At 66.4% G+C, this 15,933-nt stretch carries 18 protein-coding genes and 2 pseudogenes; 10 read left to right on the forward strand and 10 right to left on the reverse strand.

Going from position 1 to position 15,933, the window contains the following annotated elements:
• Positions 1–85: 85 nt before the first annotated feature.
• From BN977_RS18300 to BN977_RS18310, 4 genes are read right to left on the reverse strand one after another with little or no spacing between them, the layout of a single operon-like run.
• On the reverse strand, positions 86–1,528 hold the full coding sequence (locus BN977_RS18300; RefSeq protein WP_036400065.1) for a helix-turn-helix domain-containing protein: 1,443 nt from the start codon (positions 1,526–1,528) through the stop codon (positions 86–88).
• On the reverse strand, positions 1,521–2,564 hold the full coding sequence (locus tag BN977_RS18305) for an S-methyl thiohydantoin desulfurase family protein (protein ID WP_036400067.1): 1,044 nt from the start codon (positions 2,562–2,564) through the stop codon (positions 1,521–1,523). Before BN977_RS18305 ends, BN977_RS18300 begins: the two co-directional genes overlap by 8 nt.
• Before the next feature lie 13 nt (positions 2,565–2,577).
• Positions 2,578–2,724, reverse strand: coding sequence for a hypothetical protein (locus tag BN977_RS32900; RefSeq protein WP_165576347.1), 147 nt, complete (start codon positions 2,722–2,724; stop codon positions 2,578–2,580).
• On the reverse strand, positions 2,696–3,718 hold the full coding sequence (locus BN977_RS18310; RefSeq protein ID WP_024454696.1) for an LLM class flavin-dependent oxidoreductase: 1,023 nt from the start codon (positions 3,716–3,718) through the stop codon (positions 2,696–2,698). The genes BN977_RS32900 and BN977_RS18310 overlap by 29 nt, the downstream gene beginning before the upstream one ends.
• 208 nt (positions 3,719–3,926) lie before the next feature.
• Here BN977_RS18310 and BN977_RS18315 point away from each other — a divergent pair, with 208 nt between their 5' ends.
• Positions 3,927–4,481 carry a cysteine hydrolase family protein gene (locus BN977_RS18315; RefSeq protein ID WP_036400070.1) on the forward strand — a complete coding sequence of 185 codons (555 nt, stop codon included), beginning with the start codon at positions 3,927–3,929 and terminating at the stop codon, positions 4,479–4,481.
• Positions 4,482–4,519: 38 nt separating this feature from the next.
• Here the strand turns inward: BN977_RS18315 and BN977_RS18320 are convergent, their stop codons facing one another.
• Together BN977_RS18320 and BN977_RS18325 are read right to left on the reverse strand one after the other, a co-directional pair.
• On the reverse strand, positions 4,520–4,939 hold the full coding sequence (locus BN977_RS18320; RefSeq protein WP_024454698.1) for a hypothetical protein: 420 nt from the start codon (positions 4,937–4,939) through the stop codon (positions 4,520–4,522).
• Positions 4,940–5,029: 90 nt separating this feature from the next.
• Positions 5,030–6,007: an alcohol dehydrogenase catalytic domain-containing protein gene (locus tag BN977_RS18325; RefSeq protein ID WP_024454699.1), complete on the reverse strand. Its 978-nt coding sequence runs from the start codon at positions 6,005–6,007 to the stop codon at positions 5,030–5,032.
• Between the two features lie 94 nt (positions 6,008–6,101).
• Between BN977_RS18325 and BN977_RS18330 the strand changes: the two genes are divergently transcribed.
• From BN977_RS18330 to BN977_RS18350, 5 genes and pseudogenes are all read left to right on the forward strand, one after another.
• Positions 6,102–6,674, forward strand: a complete 573-nt coding sequence (locus tag BN977_RS18330; RefSeq protein ID WP_024454700.1) for a TetR/AcrR family transcriptional regulator — start codon at positions 6,102–6,104, stop codon at positions 6,672–6,674.
• A gap of 129 nt (positions 6,675–6,803) precedes the next feature.
• Positions 6,804–7,190, forward strand: a complete 387-nt coding sequence (locus tag BN977_RS18335) for a TA system antitoxin ParD family protein (protein ID WP_024454701.1) — start codon at positions 6,804–6,806, stop codon at positions 7,188–7,190.
• Between the two features lie 37 nt (positions 7,191–7,227).
• Positions 7,228–7,815 (forward strand): ATPase, encoded by a 588-nt coding sequence (locus BN977_RS18340; RefSeq protein WP_024454702.1) that lies wholly within the window; start codon positions 7,228–7,230, stop codon positions 7,813–7,815.
• Between the two features lie 354 nt (positions 7,816–8,169).
• On the forward strand, positions 8,170–8,739 hold the full coding sequence (locus tag BN977_RS18345; RefSeq protein ID WP_131590157.1) for a hypothetical protein: 570 nt from the start codon (positions 8,170–8,172) through the stop codon (positions 8,737–8,739).
• Between the two features lie 461 nt (positions 8,740–9,200).
• Positions 9,201–10,190, forward strand: a pseudogene (locus BN977_RS18350) (IS481 family transposase).
• Here BN977_RS18350 and BN977_RS18355 read toward each other — a convergent pair.
• Positions 10,173–10,622, reverse strand: coding sequence for a MarR family winged helix-turn-helix transcriptional regulator (locus tag BN977_RS18355; RefSeq protein WP_109790230.1), 450 nt, complete (start codon positions 10,620–10,622; stop codon positions 10,173–10,175). The pseudogene BN977_RS18350 and the gene BN977_RS18355 sit on opposite strands and share 18 nt — an antisense overlap.
• A 176-nt stretch (positions 10,623–10,798) precedes the next feature.
• Here BN977_RS18355 and BN977_RS18360 point away from each other — a divergent pair, with 176 nt between their 5' ends.
• The 3 genes and pseudogenes from BN977_RS18360 to BN977_RS33670 all read left to right on the forward strand — a co-directional run bounded on the left by BN977_RS18360 (position 10,799) and on the right by BN977_RS33670 (position 13,009).
• Positions 10,799–11,824: an aldo/keto reductase gene (locus BN977_RS18360; protein ID WP_268817616.1), complete on the forward strand. Its 1,026-nt coding sequence runs from the start codon at positions 10,799–10,801 to the stop codon at positions 11,822–11,824.
• Positions 11,825–12,116: 292 nt separating this feature from the next.
• Positions 12,117–12,322, forward strand: a pseudogene (locus BN977_RS33665) (alcohol dehydrogenase catalytic domain-containing protein); the annotation flags it as partial.
• Positions 12,323–12,535: 213 nt separating this feature from the next.
• On the forward strand, positions 12,536–13,009 hold the full coding sequence (locus tag BN977_RS33670; protein ID WP_407661201.1) for a zinc-binding dehydrogenase: 474 nt from the start codon (positions 12,536–12,538) through the stop codon (positions 13,007–13,009).
• Between the two features lie 78 nt (positions 13,010–13,087).
• On the opposite strand, the gene BN977_RS18370 is transcribed toward BN977_RS33670, so the two are convergent.
• On the reverse strand, positions 13,088–13,801 hold the full coding sequence (locus BN977_RS18370) for an SDR family NAD(P)-dependent oxidoreductase (protein WP_024451337.1): 714 nt from the start codon (positions 13,799–13,801) through the stop codon (positions 13,088–13,090).
• A 102-nt stretch (positions 13,802–13,903) separates the two neighbouring features.
• On the opposite strand from BN977_RS18370, the gene BN977_RS18375 reads away from it, so the two are divergent.
• A complete protein-coding gene (locus tag BN977_RS18375) occupies positions 13,904–14,506 on the forward strand; it encodes a TetR/AcrR family transcriptional regulator (protein ID WP_036400074.1) in 603 nt (200 codons plus the stop codon).
• Between the two features lie 37 nt (positions 14,507–14,543).
• Here BN977_RS18375 and BN977_RS18380 read toward each other — a convergent pair whose 3' ends face one another.
• Both BN977_RS18380 and BN977_RS18385 read right to left on the reverse strand, forming a co-directional pair.
• Complete coding sequence (locus BN977_RS18380; RefSeq protein WP_206666828.1) at positions 14,544–15,458, reverse strand: aldo/keto reductase; 915 nt, start codon at positions 15,456–15,458, stop codon at positions 14,544–14,546.
• Positions 15,459–15,599: 141 nt separating this feature from the next.
• Entirely contained in the window at positions 15,600–15,911 is a 312-nt protein-coding gene (locus tag BN977_RS18385; protein WP_036400080.1) for an EthD family reductase, read from the reverse strand.
• Positions 15,912–15,933 lie beyond the last annotated feature (22 nt).

Genomic DNA, 15,933 nt, shown 5'->3' on the forward strand with positions numbered 1-15,933 from the left:
TGGGCACAGTGCACACCCGGCGTGCACTTCCGAGTGCGGGTCGGACGTGGTGCGTTACCGGCGGTGACGTCGGTGTTGCGGCGAATCACAGGGCCCGGCAGGCGATGCGCAGGGCCAGCCGGGTGTCGTCGTCGTCGAGGTCGACGCCGAGCAGCGACCGGATGCGGTCGAGCCGCTTGAGCACCGAGTTGCGGTGCACACCCAGCCGTCGCGCCGCCGCCGCCGTGGAGCATTCCGACAACAGGTACACGTTGAGCGTGTCGAGCAGGGCATCGTCGGCCGCCGACCGCAGCGGCTCCAGCAGCAACTGCGCGCGGTGCCGGGCCTGCTCATCGGTCACCGCAGTCAGCAGGTATTGGCGCGGGTTCGCGTCGCTGGCGGTTTCGACCGGACGCCGGCCGGGGGCGTGCCCGGCGATCCGGCACAGCCGTGCCGCATCGTCGATGGCGCGCACCAGCCCGGCGATGCCGTAGTCCGCGCCGGCCACACCCGCCGCGATGTCGTGCTCGGCCAGGTCTGCGACGATCTGGCGAACCTCGTTGGCCCGCAGTGCCTGCTGCGCGTCGGTGGGCCGAGCCGGGGTGCTGGTCCACCAGACCCAGCCCTCCGCCATCGGCACCGCGGGCACCGTCAGGCCGGCGGCGACGAGCGCGTTCTGCAGCGCGGTCAAGACCAGGGAGCGGTCGACCCTGGCGTCCTCGGGTCGCACCATGACCGCGGTGTGGAACCCTTCCAGCTGCCAACCGAGCGCGACCGCCTGCTCGGCGCGGGGGCCGTCGAGGGCCCCGGTGGTGAGCAGGTGGGTGAGCAGCGCGCCCTGGCTCGCCTGGTCCCAGGCCGCCGACAACGACGACCGGGCCGCCCACGCCGACAACCGCAACAGTCCGAGACCGGCCACCGCACGGATGGTCTCGACGTGGCTGTCGGACAGGCCACTCGGTGCATGTACCGCGCAGGTGAGCCGCGAACCGCCCTCGCGACCCGGCGGTGTGGATGCCGTGATGGTGCCGTCCGGTTCACCGCCCGGCCCAGCGAGTACGACACCCGACGGTCCCAGCACGCTGACCGGGTGACCGAGCACACCGGCCAATGTCGTCGCCACACTCGACGGGGTGTCGGCCAGCGCCAACCGCGCCGCCGCGTCCGCACACTTGAGGCCGCGCTCGGCCAGCGGCCGGCGCAGGTGGACGCGAACGGCCAGGGCGGTTTCCCAGCGGTCGGCCGGCAGTCGCACCAGCGGTAAGCCGAACCGATCGGCCAGCCAGCGGGTGGAGACCAGGACGTCGTGGTCGACGATGACGGCGGCCGTCTGGCGTTCGGCGAGGCCGGGCAGCGACAGCTCGGTGGCGAGGCTGTCGCCGGAGGTGAGGAACGCGACGCTGCGCTCGGGCACCGTGCGCTCGGCGTGCGGGGCGATGATGTGGGCATCGTGCGCGGGCCGGTCCAATCCCGTTGCACCGCCCAGTATCTCGGCACCAGCAAGGTCAGATAGGGCGAGCACGTCCCGCACGGTCGCGATGTCAGACACCGATGACCCCGAAAGCCGCCGGTGTCACCTTGTGGTGGAACCGCGGCTCCCGCCAGCGCGGCGGGGCGGGCAGCGCCACGACGTCAACCTCGGTCCCGGTGGCCAGCACCGTCTCGGCCTGCAGCGGGCGGCCGTCCCTGGTACGCATCAGACAGATGATCTCCGGTGTGCTGGCGACGATTTCGCCGTCGACCACGACGATCAGGAACTCGTTGCGCGCCTCCACGCGTACCACCGCGGCATCGCCGGAACCCCGGATCACCACCGAGCCGATACCGCCGTCGCTGATCCGTCGCCAGCGGGCGTCGGCAACGCGACCGGTCGCGACGCGGCGGGCGCCGTGCTGGTCGATCAAGGCGTCGACGACGACGCGCGATTCGGCGTCGTCGACCGTGCGGCCCAGTGCCAGTGCCCGGCGCAGGGTGCCAGGGATGCCGGCGGTGCGCAGCCGCTCGAGCGTCGCCGGATAGCCGGCGAACGCACACCAGCCGCCCATGGAAACCGCTGCAGCGCGGATGAATTCCTCGGCGGTGCGCCCCCGGACGTCTTCGTAGAGCACGGTGCGCCCGTAGCTGTCGGTGCACACGAACGGCGCGATGGACACCCCGTCGACGTCATAGGTCGTCTGGTCCAGCCAGGACAGCGCCCGCCCCATCCCGTCGCAGTCCACCAGCGGCAGCGCACCGGCCGCCGCGACCACCAGGGCGGCGAAGATGTTGGCACCCGCGCTCTCATAGTTGGTGACACACGCTGGTACATCAGCGAATTCGCGGCGGACCCGGTCGACGGCCCGGGTGAACTCGGCGCCCTGAGGTGAGCGTTCGTGGAACGACAGCAGCGATCCGACCAGGCCGGTGGCGATGGCGAGCGCGTCAGCAGGCAGGTCGTCGATATCGTGCACCGGCAGCTCCTCGCGCTCGCCGAAGGCATGGGCTGCCAACGCCCGGAACCAGTACGGCTGGCCGCCGCCTCCCGAGCCCAGCAGCGCAGCGCCGGTGGCAAGGGTGTCCAAATCGTCCCGCCGCAGGTGCCACATGGTTTCCGCCCGATCAGTTCTCCGCGACGGTCAGCCGCAGCGCGACGATGTCGCCGTCGTCGATGCCCCAACCGTAGGCGACCTCGACGGCGCCGTCCTGCGAGAGCTCGGCGCGCGGGGCTTGAGCACACTCACCGCCAACCCAACCCCGGCGCGACATGCGTCAGCAGGCTCTCGATCACGTGAGCGTTGTAGTCGACACCGAGCTGGTTGGGGACAGTCAGGAGAAGGGTGTCGGCTGCGGCGATGGCCTCGTCCTGTGCGAGTTGCGCAATGAGCTTGTCGGGCTCCCCCGCATAGGTCTTGCCGAAGCGAGCTGTTCCGCCGTCGAGAAAGCCGACCTGGTCGGTACTGTCCTGGTTGTGCCAGAACAGCTGCTTATCCAGGTCGCTGACGATGGGAAAGATGCTGCGGCTCACCGAGACTCGCGCATCGCGCTGGTGGCTGGCTGCCTTCCAGGTGTCACGGAAACGCTGGATCTGCTCGGCCTGCAGTTGATGAAAAGGTACGCCCGTATCTTCGGCCAGCAACGTGGAACTCATCAGGTTCATGCCTTGCTGCGCCGCCCACTCGGCGGTGGCGCGGCTACCCGCGCCCCACCAGATCCTCTCGCGCAGTCCCGGAGAGTGCGGCTCGACCCTCAACAAGCCTGGCGGGTTGGGAAACATCGGGCGCGGGTTGGGCCGCGCGAAGCCCTCCCCCTTCAGCACATCGAGAAACTGCCGTGTGTGGTCGCGCGCCATCGTGCCGCCGTCGGCGTCGTCCGCGCTGGGTGCGTAACCGAAGTATCGGTATCCCGCAATCACCTGCTCGGGCGATCCGCGGCTGATGCCCAGCTGCAATCGCCCGCCCGAGATCAGGTCCGCCGCGCCCGCGGTCTCTGCCATGTAGAGCGGGTTCTCGTAGCGCATGTCGATGATGCCGGTTCCGAGCTCGATGCGATGGGTGCGGGCAGCGGCCGCGGACAGCAACGGGAACGGCGAGCCGAGTTGCTGGGCGAAGTGGTGCACGCGAAAATAGGCCCCGTCGGCACCGATCTCCTCCGCGGCGACGGCGAGTTCGATCGACTGCAGCAGGGCATCCGCCGCAGAGCGGACCCGCGAATGCGGACTGTCTGACCAGTGGCCGAACGAGAGGAAGCCGATGTTCTTCACGTGTGTGGTAACGAGCGGCAGCAAAGGTGAGTTCCTGACCGGAACGTGCCTGCTCCCGAGCACTGAAGTCTCCCGCGTTGGCGTCAGAGCATCACCGCGGTGGTCCGCGTTGCCGCCGGCCTCTGGTGTTGCGGATCCGGCAACCTTTCCCTGAAGCCGCTGGTCTGGTTGGCGATTCGCGCAGAGAGAGAAACGGAGACTGCTGAACGTGAGCACATTCGAGGGACGCCAGGGCTCGGCACTGGTCGTCATCGATCTACAGAATGACGTTGTGGCCAAAGCGCATGCGCGGGAGGCTGTGCTCGCCAACGTCGTTCGACTCATCGAACGGGCACGACGTGAGTCGGTCCCGGTGATCTGGATTCAGCATCACGACGACGACGTGCTACGCGGCACACCAGGGTGGGAGTTGGTACCCGAGTTGACCCGAAGCCAGGGTGAGCCCCTGGTGGAGAAGAGCCATGGCGATTCTTTCGAAGGTACCGACCTCAGCACCGTTCTTGCTCATCTCGGTGTGGGGCACCTCGTGGTCGTGGGCGCGCAGACAGACTTCTGCATAAGGTCGACCCTGCACGGGGCGTTCACTCGCGGCTATGACGTCACCCTGGTCGCCGACGCGCACACCACCGACGATTCCACAGCGCTGGGCGCTCCACCGCCCGCCCAGCTGATCAACCACACAAACCTCTACTGGGATCAGCAAACTGCCCCCGGCCGCAGCGCAGACGTAGTCCAGACAGCGCAGGTCACGTTTCGCCGCTAGATATGTAGTCCAGCGGCCATTCGGCCCGCACGCGTCGCTCACGCGGGCGTGAACGTGAACCGTGTCTCGCCCACCGGGCCGCTGTTGCCACAGGGATTGGGGCCGTTGAGGGTGTAGAGCCCGTTCGCACCGTCGAGGTCGAAGGTGTAGCGCGTGACCACGTCGACCGGACGCCCGTCGGTGCAGAACGCGCCGGCGGGAACGAACTGGTCGAGCACGTACTGGTTGCCCTGAATGTGCGCCTGCCCCTGGTCGGTGTTCAAGGTGAGATTGAAGACCGAGATGCAGCCGGGGCCACAGCTCGTCACCCGCACCAAGTTGTCCGTGACAGTCCCATTGGCCATGATGCTGCGGTAGTGGTAGTCGCCCGGAGCGAGTTCCGCATTGGCCGGTGCCGCCAGGGCGAGGCCGACCGCGGCCGAGCCTGCCGTGACCGCGCAGATGATGGTGTTCTTCATGGCGACAAGTGAATACCGTCCGAGCGCCTACCGGTCCCAACTTCACAGAACCGACCCGTGTTGATCAGAGGGCGCACCGATGCCGAGTGATCATAGTCCGCCGGCAGGCCCGGCCAGGTCGATGACGACCTTTCCGTGCACGTGCCGGCCGCCCTGCAGCTCGACCGCTGCGCGGATCTCGTCCACCGGGAAGGTCGCCGCGATGGGCACGCGCAGCCGACCCGCCGCGACCAGCCCGGCGATCTCCTCGACGGCGCCGGGAGCGGCGTCGGCGCCGTTGGCTGGAGTGATGCCGTCGACCTGGGCTGCGACCGCGGTAATCCGCTCGTCGGGCACGCCCAGTTCCCGGGCCGCGTACACCGTCTCGGTTCCGTAGAGGTCGATTGCGGCGGAGACGCCGGCGGGCGCGAGCGCGCGCACCCGCTCGGCCAGGCCCTCCCCATAGGCAACAGGTTCGGCCCCGAGTGCGCTCAGTGCGTCGGCTGACGACGCGGATCCTGTCCCGATGACACGCGCGCCCGCCATGCGTGCCAACTGGACCGCGAACACACCGACACCACCACCCGCACCGCCGATGAGCAAGGTGTCACCCCGGCCAGGTCTGACGACGGCGAGCGCGGCGGCGGCCGTGGACCCAGCGATGGCGAGGGTGGCGGCGGTGCGATCGTCGACGCCGTCTGGTGTGTGGTGGGCGTCGCCGCCCGATGCGACGGTTCCGGCGAGGTCGATGGTCACGTAGTCGGCGACAGCTCGGGACAGCGCACCGCCGAAAACCCGGTCACCGACCGCGAAGCCAGTGACACCGCCACCAACCTGGTCGACGACGCCGGCGTAATCGGTGCCGAATCCGCAGGGCAGGCGCAAACCGAATCGGGCGGCGGTGTCCGCGTCAGCGGTGATGATCCAGTCCATCGGGTTCAGCCCCGCGGCCGTGACCCGCACGCGGATCTGTCCCACGCCGGCGTGAGGTGCCGGCACTTCGCGAAGAGTCAGCACCTCGGGGCCGCCGTACGACTCGAGCAGGACTGCTCGGCTGGTGGGCGTGGATACCTCGCGCTGTTCCGGCATGCCCGCGTGCCTCTCCGTGGGACTCGACAGAATAAATGGACTATGCTCCGTTTCGTGCAGATCGCCAGGGTAACACAAACGGAGCGTGATCCGTTTGCCTGAATCGGGGCATCGGCAACCGCGAGCAGACGCGACTCGCAACCGCGACCAACTCCTGGAGGTCGCGACGCGGGTGTTCGCCTCGGCCGACAACGAGCTTTCGATGCGCGCTATCGCCCGCGAGGCGGGCGTCGGCATCGCCACCCTCTATCGGCATTTCCCTACCCGCGAATCCCTGGTCGACGCGGTCTACCGCGACCAAGTCGACCGGCTCACCACAGGAGCACGCGAGTTGCTTGCACAGCATCCACCGCCCGTGGCGTTGCGTCGCTGGATGGACCTATTCGGAGACTGGGTAGCGACCAAGAACGGCATGCTCGACACCCTGGTCACGATGATCGAATCCGGTCAGATCCCCCACGCCCGCACCAGGACTGAACTGCTCGCCGCTGTCGACAGCATCCTCGTCGCCGGTCGGCTCACGGGTGAGCTCCGTGCCGACGTCAGTGCCGAGGACATCGCCGCGGGCCTCATCGGGATCTTCACCGTCGCCAAACCCCCCGAGCACGACGCCCGAGCGAGCCGCCTGTTGGACGTCCTCGTAGCCGGGCTGCGTCCCACACCCTGAGCACGCGGAGACATCCACCGGGACGACGCGTTTCGAGCGCTCGAGCAGATCGGTTACCTCGGTCGCGCCAGTCGCCGATCCTGTAGCACTCTGCTACCCTCGTAGCAGAGTGCTACAGAAGGGCTCGAAATGGCAGAGATCGCAGATCGGGTGACGCGGGTCGCCGCGGACCTGATGGACAGCGCCGCGGTCGAGGGGTCGCGCCAGAGCCGATCAGCCAAGCAGCAGCTCGACCACTGGGCCCGGGTAGGGCGCGCGGTCTCCAGCCAGCACAGCGCCGCCCGCCGCAAAGTCGAAGCCGCGTTGGCCGGCGAAACTCCCCTGCGCGATCTCACGGCCGAAGAAGGCGCGGTGTTCAACGCCGAGATAGCCGTCGCCATCGAGGAAAACCTCGCCAAGGCCGACTATGGCGCGACACTGGCGGCGCGCGGGATCACCACCGTCGCTCTCGATGAGAACGGCGATATGGTGCAGTACCGCCCGGATGGCAGCACGGCGGTGTTGGCACGCCGGTGACCGGCCACCTTATGGGAACCACTCACCAACCGTCGCCGTGAACCGACTCGACCTGGTCGTCGGATCCAACGGGGCCGGCAAGTCCACCTTCATCGAACTCACCTTGGCGCCGTTGCTACCTGGCAGCGTCGTCGTCAACGCCGACGACATCGCCAAGCACCGCTGGCCGGAGGCGGCCGCCGAGCATTCCTACGAGGCCGCGCGTATCGCCGCGCAGACTCGAGCCCAGCTGATCGAGCTCGGCGAGTCCTTTATCGCCGAGACGGTGTTCTCCCATCCCTCCAAGCTCGAACTGATCGATACTGCGCAGGCTGCCCACTACACCGTGATCCTGCATGCAGTCTTGATCCCTGAACACCTGGCCGTACAGCGTGTGCGCCACCGCGCGGCCGCCGGAGGTCACGACGTTCCCGAGCGGAAGATCCGCGAACGCTACCAACGGCTTTGGAGCCTCGTCGTGCTCGCCGCGCAGCGGGCCGACGCCGCAACGTTCTACGACAACAGTGCTTCTCGCGGCCCTCGCGTGGTCACACAGATGAGCTCAGGATTCGTGGTCGGCTCCCCCGCGTGGCCCTCCTGGACACCAGACGTCCTCACCGCGCAATGGCCGGGGACTGCCGGCTAGCGAAGACTGCCGACCACAGTCCGGTTTGCTGGAGTTGAATGTACAACTCGCTCGTCTAATCTGCCTCGAATCCCCGTCTGAACAGCGTCTAGCTCGGCGCAGGACACCTTTGGCGTCACCAGATTGATCGGCGGGTTATCGAACGTGACCCGCCAGAGACACTCATTTTCGACGACGACTGAAAAATGTGTCCACTGTTCCATGTCATCCCGCTTCCTCGAAGCCGAGTGCGAACGTACGCCCGCCTTGGTGGGTTAACAACTCCACTTCCGGGCCGCCCGTCGCGTGGTATGCGACGGTAATCCTGTCGCATGCATGATTGAGACTGGGTCTTTCCCGTACGACACTGGGAGGATGAGGTTCTCGCGACTCAACGTGTCGCTCGCCGTTGCCATCGCGCTGACCGCCTGTGGGACCCACGACGGCACCCCGTCATCCACTGTCTCCTCCCGACTCTCCACCGGCGAGACGGCAGCGTCGAGCCCGGGAGGCACCGTCGCACCGACAGCCACCCCAGCGCCCGAGGACGAGGTGCGGGCGGCGGATCCCGCCGACTACACCGTGTCGGATGCGGGCGTATTCTTCGTCACCCCGAGCCGGAATATTGCCTGCGGCCTGGATCACCGCATCACGGGCTGTCAGGTATTCGACTCGACCGCGATACCGCCGGGGGCGGACTGCGATCACGCCAGCATGCCCCGCGACGAGCTGTCCAAGGGTTACTACGTCGAGGACAGCGGCATCATCACGCCGTCGTGCTTCAACCAGGGGCTCTTCAACGCGACTGCCGATCAGAAGGTGCTCCCCTACGGACACAGCCTCATCGCCGCGGGCACACTGTGCGTCTCACGGATTGACGGCGTCACCTGCACCCGTGGCGAGCACGGCTTCTTCGTCTCGGCTCAGAGCTTCAGGCAGTGGTGATCCCCATCCGCGGCGCGGACCCGGCCTCCAAGTGCGGGTTACCAGGACGCGGTTATCCAGGTGGACCAACATCTTTCGCGTTTGCCCGTGTCCAGATTCATCGGTCCTCTGCTCCTATCGGTGGCCCAAGTGGTGACCGAGTCGCATCTCATAGTCGCCAGGCTGAACGCGAACAGCTCCGCCGAAACCTAGGGCCAGCATTTGAGTTCGGCGGCGATCGACGGTGGTGCTCGATGGGCATCCATTGATTTCTCCGCCCTCTCCATTGGATGGATGTCTACAACGACGAGGTCACTATCTTTCTGCAGGATCCAATGACCCTGGTGTAGCACAGTGCTTTTCGCCTTGAACTAGGTGTACTGACCATGGACGTTAGGTACGGCGTGGCGTGGTGACATGACGAAGACCTCCGAGTGGAGTGCGAGCTGTCTAGGAACGCTCCCCACGACTCGGAGGTCTTCGTGTCTCACCGTAATGCCCCTTTGTCAGAAACCGGTCGTCTGAGGTTGGCTCGTTGTGTTGTCGAGGAAGGGTGGTCGCTGCGCCGGGCGGCCGAGCGATTTCAGGTCGCGGTTACCACGACCCAGCGGTGGGCCTCGCGGTATCGCGAACTCGGGCCGGCCGGCATGGCTGACCGCAGTTCACGACCGCACCGCAGTCCGAATCAAACGCCAACTCGCACCGAGCGGCGAATCATCAAGGTGCGTGTCATCCGGCGTTGAGGGCCTGCACGGATCGGCTATCTACTGGGCCTTCACCCCTCCACTGTGCACCGGGTGCTGACCCGCTACGGCCTGGCCCGCCTGCGCTGGCTGGACCGCCCCACCGGCCGGGTCATCCGCCGGATTGAATCCGCATCCGCCGGAGACCTGGTCCATATCGATGTCAAAAAGTTGGGCAAGATCCCCACCGGCGGCGGCTGGCGCATGCTGGGCCGCGCTGCCGGGCGACGCAACACCCAGGCCGACAAAAGCAGCGGGGTGATGAGCAAGTACCACAATCCCACTCGGGGCTATCACTTCCTGCACACCGCTATCGATGGATACTCGCGACTGGCCTACAGCGAGTTACTGCCCGACGAGCGCAAAGAGACCGCAGCTGGGTTCTGGAACCGGGCCAACACCTGGTTCACCGAGTGCGGTATCACCGTACGGAAAGTGTTGACCGACAACGGCTCTTGCTACAGGTCGCACACATTCCGCGATGCACTGGGCGACATCGAACACCGCCGAACCCGACCCTACCGACCGCAAACCAACGGCAAAGTAGAGCGCTTCCATCGCACTCTGGCCGACGAATGGGCCTACGCCCGGCTCTACACCAACGACGCCGAACGCTGCGCCGAGTACCCCCGCTGGCTGCACACCTACAATCACCACCGCGGCCACACCGCACTCGGCGGCCAACCACCCGCCACCCGCGTACCTAACCTCTCAGGTCAGTACAACTAGGCTGTCGCGAAGCCGTTTGAGCAGGTCGCGCAATTGCGCGCGTTGTTTCGTCGTGAGAGCCAACAAGAGTTGGTCCTCGGCGTCACGCTGCGCCTGTGAAGCGGCCTGCAGACGCGATCTCCCCTTCCCGGTGAGGGCGACGACGTGCTTACGGCGGTCGTGGGGGTCGCGTCGGCGTGTGATGAGTTGTGCCTCTTCGAGGGGATTGAGGTAGCTCACCAGAGCGCTGGCCACGATACCGGTCAGCGCGCCCAACTCCCCTTGCCCCACGGGTCCGCGTTCGTACAGGATGCCGAGCAGCTCAAACTGCCGCGGACTCAGACCGTTTTGGGTGTGAGCGTCCCGGAGGCGACGCATCGCCTCTTGACCGAGAAGAGCAAGCATCAACCCGGGTTCGTCGCGGTGAACCGTGAGGATCGATTCCGTAGGCACCCGGATAGTCTAACGCGAAGAGATAGTATGCTCCATACAATCGTTCAGTGTTATAAATGATTTTTCGTGTGTAACCACAGTGATGCTGGAGCTCAACGGCCGGCTCGGCTTGGCCTGCCGCATCCACGTCGGAAATTCGCACCTGCCGGTGCGCAACGAGAGATAGAAGGTGGTCTGTGCAATACCGACTCTTCGGTACTCGAAGCAGCCTGCGTGTCTCCGAACTATGCCTTGGCACAGGGTTTTTCGGAGGGATAGTGGACCGCAGTACCGCGCTGGACACACTCGCTGCCTATGCCGACGCCGGCGGTCGGTTCATCGACACCGCCGAAAGCTACCAAGGGGGCGAGTCCGAAAAGGTCGTCGGCGACTTCGTGGCCGGGGATCGCGACGACTACATCATCGCCACCAAGTACGGCGTAGGGATTCGACGTTCAGAGGGATTCTCCCGCAGAGGCAACGGCAGGAAGGCGATGATCACTGCTGTCGAGGGAAGCTTACGTCGCCTGCGCACGGACTACATCGACTTGTATTGGACACACGGCAACGATCCGGACGTTCCCGTCGACGAAGTGATGGCCGCACTGGACAATCTGGTTCGAAGCGGCAAAGTGCTCCATATTGGACTCGGCAACTACCCTGCCTGGCGTAACGCGCGTGCCGCTACCGTCGCCGAGTTGCGGAATTCGGCGCCACTGACCGCCGTCACCTTCGAGTACGGCGTCGCCGAGCGCGATGCCGAACGCGAGCTACTGCCCTGCGCCGAGGCGCTCGGTCTAGGGGTGGCAGCGTGGTCACCGCTGGGAGGCGGATTCCTTGCCCGCAACGACCCCAACCCGACTTCGCATCTCGTTCATTGGACGGACAGGGGACGTCCGGGCACCCGCGACATGAGCGTGCACCGAGCAGTCCACAACGTTGCGCGCGAGGCCGGCGTCGCCCCCGCGGTCATCGGCTATGCGTGGGTGTTGGATCGCGCGCGGCGATCTTCGACGACAATTGCGCCGATCATCGGCGCCAGTTCACCTCTCCAAGTTACCGTCAGCTTGGACGCGCTGCAGCTCACCCTCACCGAACGGCAGATTGACACTCTCGACGGAGCCAGCGGCTTCGACCTCGGCGAGCCACACAACCACAACGATCACAGCGCACACTTGATGACCGCAGGCACGTCACACCGCTCGCAGACGCTCGCCGTCTGAGACCCGGGGGCCGGGACCGGCATCCAGGCCGGGATGGAATCGTTGCCGGCAGCTTCCGGTTGTCACTGACAGCCGGCAACTCGCCGAACGGCGGGATCACCGAAAAGCGGGTGTGTCCATCCGGCTTTCTGTAGCCAGATCACTTCATTTCCGGGAGGCAAGAGTGCTGCGTTGGGAGCTGGATGGCATCGGTCGCGAAAACCTCGCCCTGCGAGACGTAGCAGTCCCAGAGCCGTCATTTGGGCAAGTACTCGTGGAAGTGGCAGCCGTATCACTGAACTACCGCGACAAGATGGTGATCGAGTCCGGGCGCGGGTTGCCGCTGAAATTCCCCTTCACACCTGGCTCGGACCTCGCCGGCACAGTGGTCGCCTCGGCGAGGCGGTGACCCGGTTCCAGGTCGGCGATCGCGTTATCTCCACCTTCACCCCCGATTGGATCGACGGTGAGCGCGGCGGCGACGCCCGTACGCCGGCCTATCGCACCCTCGGCGGTTACTATCCCGGTGTCCTCGCGGAATACGTTGCACTTCCGCAGGACTGGCTCGTGGAGGCGCCGAGGACGCTGACACCCACCGAGGCCAGCACACTGCCGTGCGCGGGGGTTACCGCGTGGTTCGCCCTCGTCGAACGCTCCCGGGTGCGCCCCGGGCAGATCGTGCTGATCGAAGGTACCGGCGGGGTATCCCTCTTCGGTGTGCAGATCGCCAAGATGCAGGGGGCTCAGGTCATCGTGTCCGGAAGTCCGGACAAGTTGGACACAGCGCGGGCGATGGGGGCCGACCATCTCATCGATCGCCACCGAGAGGACTGGGTGCAGGCGATCTACACCCTCACTCACGACCACGGCGCCGACCATGTCCTCGAGATCGTCGGAGGAGCCCACCTCGGTCAGGCCGTTGAGGTGGCCGCCGTCGGCGGAACCATCCTGCAAATTGGCGCCCTGGCAGGATTCGACGTCAGCGCTCCTGCCATGCCGCTCATGCTCAAAGACGTCACCATCCACGGCATCGGCACCGGTCACCGCCGCTCACTCGAACGCCTCATCACCGCAATCGATCGGGCAGAAATGAAACCGGCCATCGACACCCGTTACCCGATGGCCGACCTCCCAGCTGCACTCGATCACCTCGACCGCGGGCCGATCGGCAAGATCGTCATCGACCTCACCCCACGAACCCCTTAACCCACGTATCGCAGGGTGTCGGGCACGAACCGACGTTGCCGCGGCCGCGACCCGGTTACCACTTCTCCGCCCCTGGTCTCAGAGGGCGAAGGCCTGCGGGGGTCCGGCCAGCGTGGCCTTGGCCTGCAACCCGATCGCATCGGCGATCTCGATCTCGCCCGCCTCCAGCCCGTCGAGGGCCAACTCGACAAGTGCCGCCGGTTCGGTGACCGCGCCGTCGGGGAACTCGATCCCGGCCTTTTGGGCGAAGTCGTACAGGGTCTGAGTACCAATGAGACCGGGCATGAGGCCGACGACTTGTGTTCCCTGCTCGGCCAATTCGAGGCGCACACCGTTGGTCAGCCCCCACTCGGCCGACTTGGCCGCGGCGTAGGCGGTGTTGCCGTCGACCGTGAGCCACGCGGCTGCTGACAGCACGTTGACGATGGCTCCCCCGCCGTTGCGCGCAAGAATCGGCGCGAACGCCCGGATGACATTCAGCGTGCCGAAGTAGTTCGACTCCATCACGTGCCTGATGGCCTGGATGTCGCCGGTCACGAGGTTGCCGCCCGCGGTGTCGGCCGCATTGTTTATCAGGATGTCGACGTCACCGGCGATCTCGGCGGCGTCCCGCACCGAGTCCGGGTCAAGGATGTCCAGGCGCAGCACCTCGGCCCCCGGAAGGTCGACGAGTTCGGGCCGGCGCGCCGTGGCGTACACCTTGGCCCCGCGACGCCGGAGTTCGGTGGCGAACGACGCTCCGATCCCGCGATTGGAGCCGGTAACCAACGCTGTGGCGCCTGCCAGTTTCATCTGTCCTCCGCAGTACTCGAGCCTAGTCAAAGATGACCGATCGGTCATGTTGGCCAGGGTAGGCACAAGATGACCATGCGGTCAACTTGGTAGCATGCGAGGGTGCCATCGCCCCCTCGCACCCTGCGTGCCGATGCTGCGCGCAACCGCGAATCACTCCTGGCCGCCGCCGAGGAGGTGTTCGCCGAGCGCGGCGTGGAGGCCTCGGTGGCGGATATCGCTCGTCGCGCAGGGGTCGCCAAGGGCACGGTGTTCCGGCACTTCGCCTGCAAAGACGATCTGATCGCCGCACTGGTCTGCGAGCGCCTGGTTACCCTCACCGATGCCGCGCACAGGTTGGCCGACGCCCCTGATCCCGGTGCGGCGCTGCTGGAATTCCTCACCATCGCCGCGGATCAGCGACGCCAGCACGATCTGACCTACCTGCAGACGTACAGCGCGAGCGACGCCCGGGTGGTCGCCATCCGCGACGAGGTGCATGCCGGCGTGGAGACGCTCGTGGCCAACGCCCGCGCCGCCGGCGCGATCCGCCCGGATGTCACCGGAACCGACGTCTTCCTGTTGATGTGCGCACCGGTGCACGTGATGGACGGTCTCCCCGATCCGCCCCCCGACTTGTGGCGGCGCTACCTGGCGATCATCTTCGACGGGCTGCGCCCGGAAGGCGCGAGCGTGTTGCCGCTGCCTGCGCCCGAATTGTCCTGAGCCGTCGGGGTTCCCGCTCCCGGCGCACCGCGGCTTCTCAGCGCACGCCGTGATCGGCGTAGCGCCCGCCCACGACCATGTCGCTGAGGGGTTGAAGTTGGGCAAGCGCGTCATCATCGAGCTCGACATCGACCGAGGCGGCGTTCTCGTCCAGCCGAGTGGCGTGCCGGGTTCCGGGGATCGGTACCACCGAAACGCCCAACCGCTGCGCCTGCGCATACACCCAGGCCAGGGCGACCTGGGCCGGCAGCACGCCGAGCCGCTCGGCGACCGTGCGGACGGTGTCGGCGATGACCTGATTCTGCCGACTGGCGGCACCGGTGAACCGCGGATTCCGGGCGCGGAAGTCATTGGCGTCCAACTGTGCCGTCTGCACCGCCCCGGTGAGGAAACCCCGGCCCAGCGGCGCGTACGGCACCAGGCCGATGCCCAGCTCGGCCATCACCGGGGTCACCTGCTCGACATCGCGTGTCCACAAGGAATATTCGCTCTGCACGGCGGCGATCGGGTGCACCGCGTGGGCACGGCGCAACAACTCGGCACTGACCTCGCTCAGACCCAAGTAGCGGACCTTGCCGGCCTGCACCAGTTCGGCCATCGCACCGACCGTCTCCTCGATTTCGGTGTTCTGCGGGGGCCGGTGCAGGTAGTAGAGGTCGATGTGGTCGACGCCCAGCCGCAGCAGCGAGGCGTCGCAGGACCGCTTCACATACGGCGGATCACCGCGATAGACCCTGTTGTCGTCACCGCCGCTGCGGTCGATGCCGAACTTCGTGGCAATCTGGACATCGTCGCGCCGGCCGACGATCCCGCGGCCCACCAGCACCTCGTTGTGGCCCGAACCGTACTGATCGGCGGTGTCGAGCAAGGTGATCCCGATGTCGATGGCATGGCCGATGGTGGCGATGCTGGTGTCCCAGTCGGCGGCACCGTAATACTCGCTCATCCCCATGCAGCCCAGTCCCTGAGCTGACACGTCCAGACCGCCGAGAGTGGTGCGCTGCACGATCGTTCCTTTCCACGTTGCGACACTGTGTTGTCAAAGATAATCAGGGAATGTGCGTACACACTGGGTGCGGTACACCCAGTGACGTCACGAGGCGGCAGCCGCGATGATGGTCCTCATCGGCGTGATATCGGTGAACGACGCGATGTCGGCCACGACGGACTCCGACTCGGCGGCCGCCAGCGCACGGTCCAGGCCTGCACGGTCGGCGAAGTGACACAGACACATCACCACCACATCCGGGTACTGACCGGCATCCACGGCGTAGAACACTTCGGTGCGCTGCAGACCGAACTGACCCCATGCCTGCTGCACGAGCGAAATATGCTGCGTGTCATAATATTTCCGGTCGAACCGGCTGGTGCTGTCACCAACGTAGGTGACCATCAGAATGGACATCGAACCCACCTCTCTTTCGTCG

It is taken from the genome of Mycolicibacterium cosmeticum (assembly GCF_000613185.1).
Classification (GTDB): domain Bacteria; phylum Actinomycetota; class Actinomycetes; order Mycobacteriales; family Mycobacteriaceae; genus Mycobacterium; species Mycobacterium cosmeticum.

Coding starts and splice junctions, on each gene's coding strand:
- BN977_RS18370 (WP_024451337.1), bottom strand. CDS start 13,801: ATGAAACTGGCAGGCGCCACAGCGTTGGTTACCGGCTCCAATCGCGGG.
- BN977_RS18325 (WP_024454699.1), bottom strand. CDS start 6,007: ATGCCGGAACAGCGCGAGGTATCCACGCCCACCAGCCGAGCAGTCCTG.
- BN977_RS18385 (WP_036400080.1), bottom strand. CDS start 15,911: ATGTCCATTCTGATGGTCACCTACGTTGGTGACAGCACCAGCCGGTTC.
- BN977_RS33670 (WP_407661201.1), top strand. CDS start 12,536: ATGCAGGGGGCTCAGGTCATCGTGTCCGGAAGTCCGGACAAGTTGGAC.
- BN977_RS18305 (WP_036400067.1), bottom strand. CDS start 2,564: ATGTGGCACCTGCGGCGGGACGATTTGGACACCCTTGCCACCGGCGCT.
- BN977_RS18345 (WP_131590157.1), top strand. CDS start 8,170: ATGAGGTTCTCGCGACTCAACGTGTCGCTCGCCGTTGCCATCGCGCTG.
- BN977_RS18335 (WP_024454701.1), top strand. CDS start 6,804: ATGGCAGAGATCGCAGATCGGGTGACGCGGGTCGCCGCGGACCTGATG.
- BN977_RS18380 (WP_206666828.1), bottom strand. CDS start 15,458: ATGGGGATGAGCGAGTATTACGGTGCCGCCGACTGGGACACCAGCATC.
- BN977_RS18320 (WP_024454698.1), bottom strand. CDS start 4,939: ATGAAGAACACCATCATCTGCGCGGTCACGGCAGGCTCGGCCGCGGTC.
- BN977_RS32900 (WP_165576347.1), bottom strand. CDS start 2,724: ATGTCGCGCCGGGGTTGGGTTGGCGGTGAGTGTGCTCAAGCCCCGCGC.